The following is a 15,462-nucleotide window of genomic DNA, read 5'->3' as shown; positions in this document are numbered from 1 at the left end:
CCATAACTATCAAAAAAGCAAGCAATCAGCGGAAAATAAATTGAAAAATTCGCTCTCCCACTCTCTGTTCCTCAACTTCAGAATTGTTAGCTTCTTCGCGGGCGAACATAACAGCTTGCTGCAAGATTTCCACCCTTTGCAGCAACTCATTGATCCGCCGTGCTGGCAAAGCTCCCGAAAACTTGACAGTCCGCCAATAGCCGATCGTAATATCTTCGTAATAAACATCGACTTGAGCCGGATGGTGTTCGGTAGCTTCAGCTTTAACGTGATTGCGCGGAGTTTTAAAAGTCTTGAGAGTTTGCACCGGTTCAGTTGCCCAGCAATCTGCCGAAGCATCGAAGTTCCAAGTCTCGGAAGCATCTAAGACTGGCAGTTTTTTGATGAATGCTTGCAAATCTGCTAACTGTTTTTCAATGAATAGCAAATAGCTGACGGGAACTTGGCTCAAAAGCACGTTTCCGTCTACAGTTACGTCCGCGCGGGCCCTACAATTTGTCCAATCTTTGGTTGCGGTTACGTCGAAGAGTTTGGTCAAAACTTCAGTCGTTTTGCGGATAATCTCTTCTGCTTTGACTTCAACTTTTTTGGACTCTGGCGGCAGTTGTTCGCCTTCTTCGTCTTTGGGGCGGTAAGTACGGGAGATTCCAGAAAGCACAGCGGGCTTCTGGAGTGCTTTTTGAGCTTCTGCCAGTTCTTGAACCGAGCGGCTTTTGATGCCTTTTTCGATCGCAATAATCTGATTTAAGCGTGCCATTGTTCGATTTTATTGACGCTGAACTCATATCAAGCCGGGTTAATACTGATCATCAAATTGTCTGTCCTGTGGCTTTTAGGGCTTTGATAACTCTCCCTCCTCAGTACAAACCTCACGATCGTTCTTTAACCAAACTTGCTCATTATGTAGTATAATACACTTCAAAATAAATTACAAGCTTTCTTTTCCAGGCGCGGTGCCAAGAGAGCCCGCCGCTACCGTACTCAGCAATTTATCTCTCAAAAACTCGGCAAAATCTCTAGCGTCGCTGCGGATCAAGTGAACCCCGTCATTGGTACGCCATTCTCGCTCTTTCGGGGGTGGCAGCCACTCAAAACGATCGGACGGAAACAGCTTTTTAACCAATTCTTGGACTTGTTTTATCCTGATTGCAGCGTTAACTCGCGACTCTTGCGGTATGTCAAATAAAACTACTTTTGCCCCGCTATTCTTGTTAATTTCGGCGATTTGACTTTTAATAAAATCAGCTTCTTTTTTTATAGCTTCGGCATCTTTTTCAGACAAAGGTTGACTTTGAATATCAACTATCGTTTGGATAGCTTTTTGCGATAATTCAGGAGTAAGATTTCGACCTTCTAATCTGTCTAGAGCCTCTCGCGTCATTTTTTGATTCTGCTTCGATCGACTTTTAAAAAAATCCACACAAATGCTAATCGGACGGTATTCCTCTCTCATCATCGGTAGATACTGGCGTAACCAATAAAAAATAGGATTATACAAAGAATCAATTAATTCTGTATCTATTTTGCGAACAATAGTATCGTTAATTTCTACCAAAACAATAGGAGGCTTGCTTTGACTTCTTTTAACTATTTCTAAACCTGTTTGGCTCGCTCCTCCCCCCAAAGCTATGCTCTTTACGCCCTCTCCAATGTCTTTAATATTAAGGTTTGCAGCTAGCGAACTACCTACCATTACCATTTTTAGATCGGAATTATCCTGATATACATACCTTTGAGTTTTAACAATATTATTTTGAAGCAGGCTAACTCCGTCGGAAGCACGCAAAACTCCGCCGCTGACGAGCACTTGATAAAAACTCATGAGAAACAGAAAAATTAGTAGCGGGCGCAAAATCGGTCGCAACTGGAATTTGACAAACATAGAACACCTTCTAGAATTGGAAATAAATAAATTGTTTCGAGCTACCACTGTTGAGGAAGATCATTGCTAGCATAATTCCTAAAGCTAAATCTTGATAAAGGCTCCAGACTTTTTGACCGTTTTTATTTGAATCCTGTTTCATGCGATTTTGCCAAGTGGGAAAATGGGGAAGGTGATAAATCACTACTGGTAGCGAAAAAATTAGCGTCGGAATAATGTGACTCCAACCGGGCTTGACTTTATAGTTGCGAAATAAAGTAACTGCGAAGTCAACCGCTTCTTCAAATCGAGGCAGTTTGAAAAGCAGCCAGCCCACGGAAACAAAAGAGAAAATTCCTAAAACGCTAAGGCTGTCCAATAATAATTGCTGCCAGATTGGTTTGGTTTTGGCTTGATTTGGTTCTTGCGATTTGTTTTTAGATTTGTCGAAGCCAAAAAAGCGTTCTACTGCTAAACCCAAGCCGTGATAAATTCCCCAAACTGCATAACTCCAAGCAGCCCCATGCCATAATCCTCCTAATGTCATTACTGTCATTAAGTTAACATAAGTTCGGATTTTTCCTTTGCGGTTTCCGCCGAGGGGAAAGTATAGATAATCTCGGAGCCAAGTTGAGAGAGAAATGTGCCACCTTCTCCAGAATTCGGAGAGGGAACGAGAGATGTAGGGAAAGTCGAAGTTGTCTGGAATTTTGTAGCCCAAAGCGGCTGCAAAACCGATCGCAATTAAGGAGTAACCGGCAAAATCGGCGAAAATTTGTATTGAGTAGCCAAACAGCAGTGTCAGGTTGGTAAGAGTTCCAAATCCTTGGTAGTAGGGAAAGCTGATCCAGAAGGTATAGTCTTTTAAGTTGTCGGCGATGACCATTTTTAGGAAGTAGCCGACAACGAGCGAGCGAAAAATGAAATTCCAAGGAATGTCTTTTAAGTATTTAGGAACAATCTGGGGATAAAAAGTCTTGGATTTTAAAATCGGGCCTGACAGTAAATTGGGGAAAAAGCTAATAAAAAATGAAGTATTTAGCAGGTGTTGGCTAAAGTTGGGCGAGACGTAAGCGTTTGATTCTGTTTCGCTTTTGTTTTTTTGAGTCAGTACGTCTACGATTAAACTTATGCCTTCAAATGTGTAGAAAGAAATGCCTATAGGCAGAGGCAATTTTAAGAATAAATAAGCAATGCTGCCTTCGGAGCGAGCAATATTAAAAACATCGGTAACAAAGTTAGTTAGCAAACCAGCGTATTTAAACAAGCTCAAAATTAATACATTGAGAACGACTCCCGATAATGCCCAAAAAAATCGCTGTTTCTTGTCAGAAATCCGGGCAACTTGAAAGCTGACTGTAGCGTTGATAATAATGGAAAGTAGCAGGATCAGCAACAGTGCGGGGGCGCTCCAACTGTAAAAAATAAAGCTGGCAATTATCAGGATGGGAACCTGCACTTTTTGCAACGGAGGAAAATAATATATGGCGAAAACAATCGCAAAAAATACTAAAAATTCAATACTGTTAAATAACATAATTTGTGATTTCGCTCTTTTACGTAGCCTGTGACCCACTATATCAAGCGCCTGGGACTCATGGCAAGAGTGGCCCAGAACCCGATCGCGATCGCGCATCCTACCAAAGTGTAGCAAATATCACTCTTTGTTAGCGCTGCGACTACCTCTTGAGATAGATGCGGAAATCCCTCTCAGGGCGCGTTGTCAGATCGGGAAACATTTCTTAACATATAGATAACAAAGGGAATCCGAGGAGACACCAAAAATCCTTAAGCCCTTGGGGTGCCCCCGTTAATCAGACTTTTCGCAAACAAGGGCTAAATCAATGAACAAGCAGCAAAACTCCGAAGTTTCAGCATTTTTGCCCATGCTCCAAAAAGGCATTTGGCTGTTTGGGATTCTCTCTTGGATATTCGGGCTGACAGATAGAACTATTGCACTATTATCTGACGGATATTTGTCGGCGATTGATATTGTCCAGCTATTTACAGCATCATTTTTCTTCATTAGCTGGCTGTTTTTAAGCCCGTTTTTGGGTCTTAACTCCCAGAGTCAGCCGAAGGAAGAAGCATCTCCCTAGTTTTTAATTGGTAATGTTAGTTTCTCGATCGCTATGAGTTTCTTCTGGGGCAAAGCGGGCCGGCCAAATGCGATCGCAAAAAAACAAAGTTCCCGCCGTCACGCACAGCGGAATCGCCAACAGATTCAACAGCGGAATGCTCACCAAACCCAAACAAACCAAACCAAAACTCCCGCTGGCCGGCAAACTAGCCCAAATGATCTCCAACTTCTCCTGAAAAGGTCGCCTCCGCCTCTCCAAAGGTGCATCTAAAAAGTCCAAACAGACAATAGTCGCGCCCAAAGCTACGCCACCCAAACTGCTAAGAATAGAGCCGACACCAGGGATAAAATTTAGCAGCAGCAGGGGTATACCGACGCTCAACAAAATTTGTAGTTTTCGCAGTTCAAAGGCGATCGCCCTTTGAATATCCCCAAAACTACTCGCCAAATTCATTGGTGCTTCTGCGGGCAATTGACCGTTCCGCAGCAGTTCCAATTGTTCGGAAAGTTTGCCGTACCACGGCGAACCTAAAATCACACCAAACTGCACTAACAAAAATCCAATTATCAGCAAAAGTCCTGACACTAGGAGTAAGCGCAGCAGCCAGCCGAAAGCAACTGTTAACACACCGAGAAAGCTCAGCCAAGCTGGAAAACTCGCAATTAGAGCATTAAATCGGACGGACAAATCGGCAACTAAAACATCTATCCCAGCCAAACTGGGAAATAGCAAGCTTAAATAAAGACCAATACCAATTATAAAATTTAGCACCACGGGAACTAATACATAAGTCCACAGCTTGGGAGTTTGCAAAATCAGCGTGAAAGCTCGCAAAGGATAGGTGAAACCTGCCAGGAGTCCAATTGGTGCGGTAATGGCGGCGTGGGCGGGGTTTGAATTTAACTGTTTTGACATATTTTCTGCTTTTGAGGACTCGACTCTATTTTCTATCATCCATTTTCCATTATTATGACTGATGAGGATTTATCGCAGGTTGCCCAAAAGTGAAGCTTTTTATTTACCATACCCCGGAACTTACGCCAGCCGACAAAATGCCGGCTTGCGCGATCGCAGTTGATGTGCTGCGGGCGACTACGACAATGGCAACGGCCCTGAATAATGGGGCGGAAGCTGTCCAAGTTTTCAGCGACTTAGATAAGCTAATGGCCGAGAGCGAAAAATGGCCCGCAGATAAGCGGATTCGCGCCGGAGAGCGCGGCGGCGGCAAAGTTGACGGATTTGACATGGGGAATTCTCCCCTCGACTGCACGCCAGAAAAGGTGAGTGGGAAGCGAATTTTTATCAGCACAACTAACGGTACTCGCGCTCTGGAACGAGTGCAAGCTGCTGCAACTGTGTTAACGGCGGCTTTGATTAACCGCAAATCTGTGGTGCAGTTTTTGTTAAGTAAACAGCCGGAAACTATTTGGATTGTGGGTTCGGGTTGGGAAGGAAGTTATTCGTTGGAAGATACGGTTTGTGCTGGTGCGATCGCCCAAAGTCTCCTGGCAGAAAGCGGTATTCCTGCAAGCGATTTTGCTGGTAACGATGAAGTATTTGGGGCTATTGCTCTTTATTTGCACTGGCAAGATAGGTTACACGAATTGTTGGAAAGAGCCAGCCACGGCCAGCGCCTCCTCGGTTTAGGTGTTATTGAAGATTTAAAATATTGCGCGCAAACGGATACTTTAGATGTGCTGCCGATGCAGCGAGAACCGGGAGTTTTGGTTAAGTCTGATTTTAAAATTCCTCAAGCTAATTTCTGGGTTCCATCTTCGGAAAAAACGGCGAATTAAATTTTTCTGCCAGTGGTGTATTAGTAAGGTGCGCGGCCGAGCACACCCTACTCGAACAACCAAAATAAAATTGGTTGGCAGCATCGGAATGCAAGTCCTCATAAAAATCAGAGGACTTGCATTCCTCACTACAGACAACGGAAGTTAGTAGTTATATCATGTCCGGTCGATTACCCGGATTCCTGTAGGGGCCCGTGAGCCAATAATATTTGCCAAAAACGGACAATCTCAAAAACCCGCCCCGGCAATTGTATTATGGGCGATCGCTCGGACATGATATTAGCGAACAAGATTTTTTTAAGAGAAAGTAGAATTAAATATACTCGGTAGGGACAAAACATTGTTTTGTCCCTAGTGTATTGCAGGCAATTGAGAATTGCTGAATTCACCGCCGAACCGCTGAATTAAACACTCGGCAATTCTGGCTGCTGCACCGGGTTCTCCCATTCGCCGCCAGCCATTTTCAGCGATTAGCTGCAACCTGTCGGGGTCGCGGAGCAAAGACTGCACGGCGCCGGCAACTTCAGCGGGATGTTTGACTAAAATTAATGACGGGCCTAACAGGCGACTTTGAGCTTCTGCAAAGGCGGGAGTAAATTGCGGGCCGTTTCCGGGAATGGCGATCGCCGGTTTTCCTAAACCTACAAATTGTTCTGTAGCCGTTCCGGCCATTGCTATTGCTAAATCGGCTTCGTACAAACAATCGTTAAAACTTTGCTGAGTTAAAATCATCGTGGCGTTTCTCTGCACAAATGTCAAGGGCAATAGCAAATTAGGAGATTCTTTTTGAATTTCTTGAGCGCTTGAAACAGGAGGTAGCAAAATACTTCCTTCTCGCCGCTGCGTTCTAGTTTCGCCGTCTTGTCGCCAGCCGAAAAATTCTAAACTAGGTCGCAAAGCTTCTAAATTTAACTCAGGAGAAATGGCTCCAAAAAATAACAATTTGCGATCGGCAAACAGCGATAAAATTCCGGCTACAGCCTCTACTATTAGCAGCCAATTAGCATAGGCTTCCGGCGCTCTAGAACCGGGGAGTAAGGTGATGATGAGCGATCGCTCCATTTCCCGAAACTCTGCGTCAGGGCCGTAAAAACCGGCGGGGCTTTCCGGTTCGAGTCCGTCCATCATCGGGTTTCCGAGATTGTAAGCGGGAATTCCCAGCTTTTGTAAAGTCTCGGCGGTTAGCGCGTCCCTGGCAAAAATGGCTCGACAGCGCGATCGAGTCATCAACCAACGCTCCCAAGGCAAATAAACCGATCGCGACCAATTCCACCCACCGCTTACCCTGGATTTGCGAGCCAGAGGCCCGTCCTCGTCCCGCAAATAATACTCGGACTTGGCAGTACCGACAAAGGCATAGGGCGCGCCGCTGAGCCAAGCAAACAGCAGCGGTACAATATCCCCGCAGGCTAAAATAACGCCGTCTTGATTCCCAGACTGTTGTTGGCTTCGCACCCAAGCGCGGATGGCTTTAAACTGAGCGATGGTCAACTGCAGCAGGCCGCCTTTGACATCGCGCAAAAATTCCCTCCCGTCCATGTAAATAAAGCCGCCCGAAGGCATCCGCTGCACCGGGCCGATGATGCGGGCGTTTTCTAGTTGAGCGAAAGCTTGCCCTTCACCCACTAGCGGAAACACGGCTAATTCTGGCGGATGCGGGTGCTGTTGCAGTTCCTGCAAGATGCGAAGGGCGATCGCGTCTTCTCCGTGGCCGTTACTGAGGCAAAGTAATTTCAATCCCAACTCTCTCAAAAACTGTCTCTCATATTATCGGGCATTGGGCATCGGGCATGGGGCATGGGGCATGGGGCATGGGGCATTGGGCATACCTCACCACGCTTGAGAACTACTATATAGCGGAAAAAATGAAGTAAGTAGACCCGTGCGAGTCGGGGACTTTTTGGTAAAATAGCAGATTAAACTCCTATTTTATAGGTAAAATTGGATGGTACAAACCCTGCCAAAATCTTTGACACTCCAAGAGTTTCTGAAGTTGCCAGAAACCAAACCAGCCAGCGAGTACATTGACGGTGAAATCATTCAAAAACCAATGGCTCAAGGAGAACATAGTGTCATTCAAGGCGAGTTGACAGGCGCTGCTAATACTGCTCTTAAACCTCAAAAGGTGGCGCGAGCATTTCCAGAACTACGGTGCATTTTTGGCGGTCGAGCGATCGTTCCAGACGTGACTGTATTCACTTGGGAACGCATTCCCCGTAAAGAAAATGGTGGTGTGGCAAATGTGTTTGCGATCGCCCCGGATTGGACAATTGAAATCCTCTCCCCCGACCAAAGCCAAACTAAAGTTACTAAAAATATTTTACATTGTCTCAAACACGGAACTCAAATGGGTTGGTTAATCGATCCAGAGGAGCGATCGGTGTTTGTATATCTGCCGACTCAATCAACGGAGGTGTTTGACGAACCGGAACAGTTAGTGCCCATGCCATCTTTTGCCAGAGAATTGCAACTGACAGTAGGAGAATTATTTGGTTGGCTATTAGAGTGATATCATGTCCGATCGAGCGACCGCACATGATATCACTACTGACCACTGACTACTGACTACTGACCGAAAGCATCCAGGATACAAGCCCCCGGATTCATTCCTTCGCAGACTCAGGACCCAGAAATAAAAAACCTGTATCCGAGAAACTTGGCCCCCGAATTTATCCGTGGAGTCAATACTTCAATTCTTTAATCTAAAATCTAAAATCTAAAATCTAAAATCGATTGACTACTGACCACTGACTACTGACTACTGACCATCGATATATTGGTTTAAAGTAGTCCGAATGTGTTTGAGCTGAAATCCCTTAGCAAGTTGGCGCAGCTTCGAGACCAACGGCACTAAATTAGGTTCTAAACTCTCCAGCTTAGCACTCTCCTCAAAAATTTCTTCAATGTCACCCATAGCTGCGAGTTTCAAAAGTTTTGCTACTGACTCAGAAGCCGCAGGTAACAGAGAAGAATAAGCAGGAAAATCAGAGGCTGGTGACAAACTGGGAGTTTTGCGCTTTTTGTTTTCCGAAGATTCCCCATAAATCCATTCTAGTCCCAAACGCACTCGCAACTGTTCCAAAAAGTGGTTTGCTTCGATCGGTTTGGGAAGAAAAGCATCGTACCCTGCGAGGATGCTATCTTGCTGCGTAGCCTCGAAAACGCTAGCTGACATAGCGATTAACACAACATCTTTTACTTCCGGCAACTGCCGCAGTTTTCTTGCAGTTTCTAAGCCATCCATTACAGGCATCCGCAAGTCCATTAAAATCACATCCGGTTGAAATTCAACTATTTTCCAGAGGCATTCTTGCCCGTTTTGGGCCTCTGCAACCTCAAATCCCAAACGCCGCAGCAGCCTGCACAACAAATCGCGATCCAGTTGATTGTCATCCACGATTAGCACTTTCCGCTTGTTGCCGATAAAACCGACAAGCCAGCGTTTTTCCTGCAAAGGAGACACCTCCAAGTACCGTTTAGCTGCTGGTAATTCTAAATCTACCCAAAAAGTGCTGCCTTTTCCCAAAGTGCTGTGGACGCGAATTTCGGCACCCATTAGTTTCGCTAATTTCTGGCTGATCGAGAGTCCGAGACCTGTACCTTCAACAAATGTATTGCCTCCTACTTGGTGGAAAGGCAAAAATATTTCTTCTAACTTGCTTTGGTCTATGCCCGTGCCAGTATCCTCGACTTGAAAGCGGATTTTTAAAGCGTGTTTGGCTGCGATCGCATTGTGGGCGAAGCGCATATAATTTTCTTTCAGTTCCGAACTCAAAGTCGAGAACTCATAATTTTCTCCTTGCCCTCGACTCCAGGCCTCTGTGCCGACATAGCCGACTTTGAAAGTCACACCGCCACTGTTAGTAAATTTAACGGCATTGCTGAGTAAATTTATGAGAATTTGGCGCAATCTTTTTGGATCGACACGAACACGGCTAGGCAGGGGAGAGACTTGTTCGTAATTAAATAAAATTTCTTTTTGAGAGGCCCGCATCTGAAAGAGATCGGCAATGTTTTTGATAAAATTTATAAAATTTAACTCTTCCGGGTAGAGTTCCATTTTTCTAGCTTCAATTTTGGAAAGATCTAAAACATCGTCGATTAACATCAGCAGGTGTTGACCGCACTGTTGAATATTGCTGAGACTTTCTTGCTGATCTGAGCTTAAGTCTTTGTCGGTTTTGAGGATTTGAGCGTAACCTAAAACGCCGTTTAAAGGCGTGCGTAGTTCGTGGCTCATGTTGGCAAGAAATTCGCTTTTGGCGCGGTTGGCGCTTTCTGCGGCTAATGCAGCTTGTTGGAGGGCAGATTCTGCAAGTTTGCGATCGACAATTTCGGTTTGTGCTTGTTGAAATAGCGTCGATTGCTGGATCGCGATCGCCAATTGCACGCACAATTGCCGGAGGGATTCTATTTCTGAGGAATCCCAGGGACGGGGGCCGCTGCAATCCTGGGCGATCAGCAGTCCCCAGAGCTGATTTTCTGCCGTCGGTTGGACTTGGGAAATGCTTTCTCGTGCTTGTAAAATCGGCACTATTAAGTTAGCTTTTACTTCAATTCCTTCGAGAAATTTCATGTGGCATTCCGTCAAATTTTCCCGGTAAATATCTGCCATTGATCTAATACAGCCTTGCTGATAAAAATCAACAAATTTTTCTCTAAAACAGCCATCAACATTATTAAGATTTAACAGCGAAATTCTATCTTTGGCTACGGATTCGACAACTACCCGACCGCTCCAGTCGGGATTAAAGCGGTAAATAACTGTGCGGTCTGTTTGCAAAAATTGCCGCACTTCTTCGACAGCAGTTGTCAGGACTTCTTCTAAGTTTAGGGAAGAGCGAATGCGATCGAGCATGGCAACTACTAGCCGTTCTCGCCTTAATTGCTGCTGCAGGATCATCTCCGCTTGTTTGCGTTCGGTGATGTCGGTAATTACTCCCACTAACCCGATTAAATGACCAGTTTCATCTTTAATGCCGTCGGCGCGAAATAAAGTTGTTACCAGTTCGTTGTTTTTACTGTTGATTTTGAGTTCGCCTTGCCAAGATTTGCCTTGACGGATCGTTTTAAACATTTCTAGCAGCACTTTAGTTTGGGGGTAAAGTGCTGTTAATCCGCCTGCTGTGTTTAGTTCTTCTGCAGTGTAGCCGTACTGTTGAACAAAGGCTTGATTGTGGTAGAGCGATCGCCCTGTCAAGTCAGCAATGCCGATCGCATCGCTGGTGCTTTCCACCGCTTGAGTAACTCGCAGCAAATCTAATTCTGCTTGTTTGCGATCGCTAATATCAGTAATAGTGCCGATATAGCCTTTAATTTCCTGCTTGTCTCCGATTTCTGCAATTGCCTGACCTATCACCCAAATTACACGACCGTCTGGACGCTGAAAGCGGTATTCTGATTTAAAAGGAATTTTCTCAATAATTGCTCGATGCCATTCATTTTTCACCCGATCAACATCGTCGGGATGTATGGCATTCATCCAGCCAATTTCTGCTGCTAATTCTGCATTTAATCCCGTAATTTCGCTCCACCGTTGATTCACATAAAGGCAATTTCCCAAGGTGTCGGTGTGAAATATGCAAACTGGCGATGCTTCTGCTAAAGTTTGGTACCGGCGCTGGCTCGATCGCAGGGCTGATTCTACCTGTTTTCTATTAGTTATATCGCGGACTATAGAAATGATTTCGCCACCGACAAGCATTGTCAGCGACAATTCTTGAGGGAACTTAGTACCGTCACGGCGCTGACCGATTGCTTCTATATTGCAGTACCCTTTTTGCAGAAGCATCGGCATTATTTGTAATTCAAAAAATATATTTTCTGCTTTGCTGTAGAGCATTTTCCATTTCTTCCCATACATTTCGCTAGGGCTAGCCAAGCCGTACATTTTGAGATAAGCGTCGTTGGAATAAATACATTCTTTATTATTATTAAAAATAGCGATGCCGTCATAAGCAGCGGCCATTGCTACTGCTTGTCGCTGGAGTTGAGACTCTGCTTGTTTACGAGAGGTAATGTCGTGACCGACTGAGTAGATTAAACCTTCTTCGCTAAATGGCGATGCCGTCCACAGGAAGCATTTGTAAGAACCGTCTTTGCAGATGTAGCGGTTTTCAAAGGAGATACTGGACGTACCCGCTATTAGTTTTGCTCCTTCGGCTGCGGTGGCTTTTCGATCGTCTGGATGAACAAATTCGATCATTGGCTTGGCAAACAATTCACTAATACTGTAGCCTAAAGCTGTTGACCAAGCTGGGTTTAAACGTTTAAAATGGCCGTCAAAACCTACAATGCAAAGCAAGTCTAAGGAGATGGTAAAAAAACGATCGCGCTCTGTTTGGGCCTGCTTTAATTCAGTGATATCCATCACTAAACCGTCCCAGAGAATATCGCCTTCGCTGCCAGATTTGCTCTCATTATTGAGCCTTTCTGGTCTCGCAGCTCCTTGCAGCCACTTAACTTTTCCAGATGGCAAAGTCTGTCGCCACTGCTGCTGCCAAGGTTCCAGCGTAGTAGCTGAAATTGCCATCGATGCTTTTAAATCTAAGAGGTCGTCTGGGTGAATTCCATTGGAAATTAGTTCCGCATTTTCCTCTATGGCTTCGGCCTCTAATTCGTAGAGTTGCCGGCTGCCTGAAGAGATGTAGGGGAAAGACATTTTTCCAGTGGCTGACCTTCGTAATTGATAAATTGTTCCCGGCAGGTTAGCTACCAATTTTTGAAAGCGAGCTTCGCTTTGTTCCAGGGCTTTTTGTTGTTGTCTGTATTCGGTAAAATCTCTAATTGTACCCACTATTACTTTACTGCCGTCTGCTATTTGGAAGACGCTTTTTTTGGTAGAAATTATGTGTTCTTTCCCGGCCGAGTCTGTGAATTGTTCTTCGGTTTCCCAGCAGATACCCGTTGTCAATACTTCTTCATCTTTTGTCCAAAAAACAGCAGCTTCTGATTGGGGAAAAAAGTCATAATCTGATTTGCCGATCAGTTCTTGCCGCGATTTGCCGACCAACTGACAAAAAGCATCATTTAATATCATCCAGCGGTGTTGCTCGTCTTTGACAAAAATTGGGTCGGGCGTAGCATTTATGGTGTGGTTTAAAAATTCTTCTGACGCTTTCAGTTTGGCTTCGTAGCGGTAGCGATCGCTCACGTCCAACACTACTTCGATTATCCGGTCGATAGACCCGTCCATGCGGCGGATGCAGCGCCGGGAAACTCGCGTATGAACTATTTCGCCATTTTTTCTGAGCCACCTTTTGTCTGAGATGTAACCGTCGAGCCTACCTGCTAACATCTGAGAAAAATTTTCACAATTAGCCTCCAAATCCTCTGGATGAGTCAACTCTAGCCAATTCTTTTGCACGAGTTCGTAGCGCTCATACCCCAGCAAATTGCACAGGGCATCGTTAACTTCTATCCAGTGGCAATTTAGAGGAATTTCGCTGTCAATAATTGGAGCGATGATGGCAATGCCGATCAGGGAATTTTCCACCACCGATCGATATTTTTCTTCACTTTTTCGCAAAGCATCTTGACTGTTCTGGCGTTCTATGGCGTAACGGAGCGATCGAATTAACAGTTCGCTGTCGATTTTTCTTTTTACCAAATAATCCTGTACGCCGACCGAAATCAACCGCAGGGCAAGTTCTTCGTCGTTTTGGGCGGTCAGAACTACGATCGGCACATTTACCCCGTACTCTTGTACCCGAGCCACCGTCTCGATTCCCAGACTATCTGGCAGTGAAAGGTCTAATAAAATTATGTCAAAAGTTTCTTGATTCAATCGCTGCTGCGCTTCGCTAAGGCGCTCTACTTTCGTCAGCACTATACGCTGCGCGCCGCCAATTTCTGACAGCAAATCTTCAATCAGCTCAGCTTCATGAGGGTTGTCTTCTACTAACAGAACTTTAAAGCAGATAGGAGGCAAAGCTAAGTTAAAAACTGCTTTCATAATATTTATTTATCAAAAAAATGGTAAACAACCTTGAATTTTACCTTTTATTTTCAGGGCAGTTATTCAATTGCCCGTACACATATATCGATCCTAAGATTGCGGTGCGATCAAAAAGTACAAAAATTTTGTCTACTTATTATTGTATCACGCACTAAGTATACTGTCAACGCCAAACGTTTTTCCTTCTAAATAGCAATTTATACCAGTTAAAAAAAGAATCCAAATATAGCCTAAATTCTCAGCCAAAATTTCACCATAATTACCAATTTTTTACTTATTTTCTTTGCCATAAAAAATGGTGTTAACTTGTAGAGCGTACTTTCTATTCTCTGACTTAAAATATAGAAAGTAATTAAGTTTACCTACCTTATAGCTCATACCTTTTGCCGACAGGATGTCTCGACTAAGCGAGAGTAAAGTGAAAAGTTGAACCTTGCTCCGGTTCCGATTCCACCCAGATACATCCGCCGTGAAGTTCCACAATTTTTTGACAAATTGCTAAACCAATACCTGTCCCCGAATATTCTCTTTGAGTGTGCAAGCGCTGGAAAATTTGAAAGATGCGTTTTTGATGCTGGGGAGCAATCCCAATTCCATTATCTGAGACAGAAATTAACCACTTTTTCTCCTGTTTGCAAGCGGTAATATGAACCACAGGCGGTGCATCGTGGCGATATTTAATCGCATTGCTGACTAAATTTTGAAATAGCTGCACGAGTTGAGAAATATCCCCCATTACCGCGGGTAATTCGCTGTAGGTGACAACGGCTTTAGTCTCGTGGAGCGCCCCTTGCAGGTTCGCGAGTGCTTGCTCGACTGCATGATTGCAATCTGTCAGTTGAAAAGGTTTCCGACTCCGGCCCACGCGCGAATATTCGAGTAAATCGTCAATTAAAGTTTGCATTCTGGTGCAGCCCTGAACGATATTACCGATAAACTTACTACCTTGGCTGTCGAGTTGGTCTTTGTAGCGTTTTTCTAAAAGTTGAGCGTAACTGGCAATGGTTGCTAAAGGCGCTTGCAAGTCGTGAGAAGCCACATAAGCAAATTGTTCTAGTTCTGCATTTGAACGCGCCAATTCTTGGTTAGATTTTAAGAGAGCAGATTCGGCGCGCTGGCGGTGCGATATCTCTTGTTGGAGTACCAAATTTTGCTCTTGCAGAGCTTTTTCAACAGCGCGACGGGTGCTGATTTCTTGTTGCAAGATTTGGTTTTTTTCCTGAAGAGTTTTTTCGACTGCTAAGCGGCTCGTGATTTCTTCTTGCAGCAGCATATTTTGTTCTTTTAGCTGCTTTTGTAAATTCCGCAGGCTGAGGTGACTTTCGATGCGGGCAAGCACTTCTTCAAACTGAAAAGGCTTGCTGATATAGTCAACAGCTCCCACAGCAAATGCGTTTACTTTGTCGAATACTTCATCTTTAGCGCTGATAAATATTACCGGAATTTCGCGAGTTTTCGCTTCTAATTTCAAGTGCTGACAGACTTCGTAGCCGTTCATTTCTGGCATCATTATGTCGAGCAAAATCAAATCGGGTGGATTAGAATTGCAGGCTCTCAGAGCCATTTTTCCGTTAATCACGCAGCGCGGTGTGTATCCCCTCTGAGTCAACATCGTAGACAACAGACGCAGGTTTTCTGCGGTATCGTCTACTACTAAAATGTTTCCTAACGGCGTCTCTAATTGCTGATTGTTCATTGATTATTTCCCAGTTCCTGTTTTCTTCACAAAAAATGTTTGCAGCTATTTTATTTAGGACTTACGAAAAA

General features: G+C 44.5%; 10 protein-coding genes. 3 read left to right on the top strand and 7 right to left on the bottom strand.

The window, feature by feature from the left end:
- Nucleotides 1-25: 25 nt before the first annotated feature.
- The 3 genes from QUB10_RS02590 to QUB10_RS02580 form a co-directional block, all read right to left on the bottom strand.
- On the bottom strand, nucleotides 26-757 hold the full coding sequence (locus QUB10_RS02590) for a DUF7873 family protein (RefSeq protein ID WP_333058793.1): 732 nt from the start codon (nucleotides 755-757) through the stop codon (nucleotides 26-28).
- A 171-nt stretch (nucleotides 758-928) separates the two neighbouring features.
- Entirely contained in the window at nucleotides 929-1,882 is a 954-nt protein-coding gene (locus QUB10_RS02585) for a hypothetical protein (RefSeq protein WP_333199252.1), read from the bottom strand.
- Between the two features lie 10 nt (nucleotides 1,883-1,892).
- Nucleotides 1,893-3,398 carry an MBOAT family O-acyltransferase gene (locus QUB10_RS02580; RefSeq protein WP_333199250.1) on the bottom strand — a complete coding sequence of 502 codons (1,506 nt, stop codon included), beginning with the start codon at nucleotides 3,396-3,398 and terminating at the stop codon, nucleotides 1,893-1,895.
- 307 nt (nucleotides 3,399-3,705) lie between these two features.
- On the opposite strand from QUB10_RS02580, the gene QUB10_RS02575 reads away from it, so the two are divergent.
- Nucleotides 3,706-3,960, top strand: coding sequence for a hypothetical protein (locus QUB10_RS02575; protein ID WP_333058797.1), 255 nt, complete (start codon nucleotides 3,706-3,708; stop codon nucleotides 3,958-3,960).
- Nucleotides 3,961-3,963: 3 nt separating this feature from the next.
- Here the strand turns inward: QUB10_RS02575 and QUB10_RS02570 are convergent, their stop codons facing one another.
- Nucleotides 3,964-4,857: an EI24 domain-containing protein gene (locus QUB10_RS02570; RefSeq protein WP_333199248.1), complete on the bottom strand. Its 894-nt coding sequence runs from the start codon at nucleotides 4,855-4,857 to the stop codon at nucleotides 3,964-3,966.
- 89 nt (nucleotides 4,858-4,946) lie between these two features.
- Here QUB10_RS02570 and QUB10_RS02565 point away from each other — a divergent pair, with 89 nt between their 5' ends.
- Complete coding sequence (locus QUB10_RS02565) at nucleotides 4,947-5,738, top strand: 2-phosphosulfolactate phosphatase family protein (protein ID WP_333199245.1); 792 nt, start codon at nucleotides 4,947-4,949, stop codon at nucleotides 5,736-5,738.
- 351 nt (nucleotides 5,739-6,089) lie between these two features.
- Here QUB10_RS02565 and QUB10_RS02560 read toward each other — a convergent pair whose 3' ends face one another.
- Nucleotides 6,090-7,475, bottom strand: a complete 1,386-nt coding sequence (locus QUB10_RS02560) for a lipid-A-disaccharide synthase-related protein (RefSeq protein WP_333199243.1) — start codon at nucleotides 7,473-7,475, stop codon at nucleotides 6,090-6,092.
- Nucleotides 7,476-7,683: 208 nt separating this feature from the next.
- Here QUB10_RS02560 and QUB10_RS02555 point away from each other — a divergent pair, with 208 nt between their 5' ends.
- Complete coding sequence (locus QUB10_RS02555; RefSeq protein WP_333199242.1) at nucleotides 7,684-8,247, top strand: Uma2 family endonuclease; 564 nt, start codon at nucleotides 7,684-7,686, stop codon at nucleotides 8,245-8,247.
- 249 nt (nucleotides 8,248-8,496) lie between these two features.
- On the opposite strand, the gene QUB10_RS02550 is transcribed toward QUB10_RS02555, so the two are convergent.
- Together QUB10_RS02550 and QUB10_RS02545 are read right to left on the bottom strand one after the other, a co-directional pair.
- The gene (locus tag QUB10_RS02550; RefSeq protein ID WP_333199239.1) at nucleotides 8,497-13,692 is read right to left on the bottom strand and encodes a PAS domain S-box protein; all 5,196 of its coding nucleotides are present in this window, start codon (nucleotides 13,690-13,692) and stop codon (nucleotides 8,497-8,499) included.
- A gap of 406 nt (nucleotides 13,693-14,098) precedes the next feature.
- On the bottom strand, nucleotides 14,099-15,391 hold the full coding sequence (locus QUB10_RS02545; RefSeq protein WP_333199237.1) for an ATP-binding protein: 1,293 nt from the start codon (nucleotides 15,389-15,391) through the stop codon (nucleotides 14,099-14,101).
- Nucleotides 15,392-15,462: the final 71 nt, after the last annotated feature.

Source organism: Microcoleus sp. B5-D4 (assembly GCF_036705145.1).
Classification (GTDB): domain Bacteria; phylum Cyanobacteriota; class Cyanobacteriia; order Cyanobacteriales; family Microcoleaceae; genus Microcoleus.
This window is presented reverse-complemented; position numbering and strand designations above follow the sequence as displayed.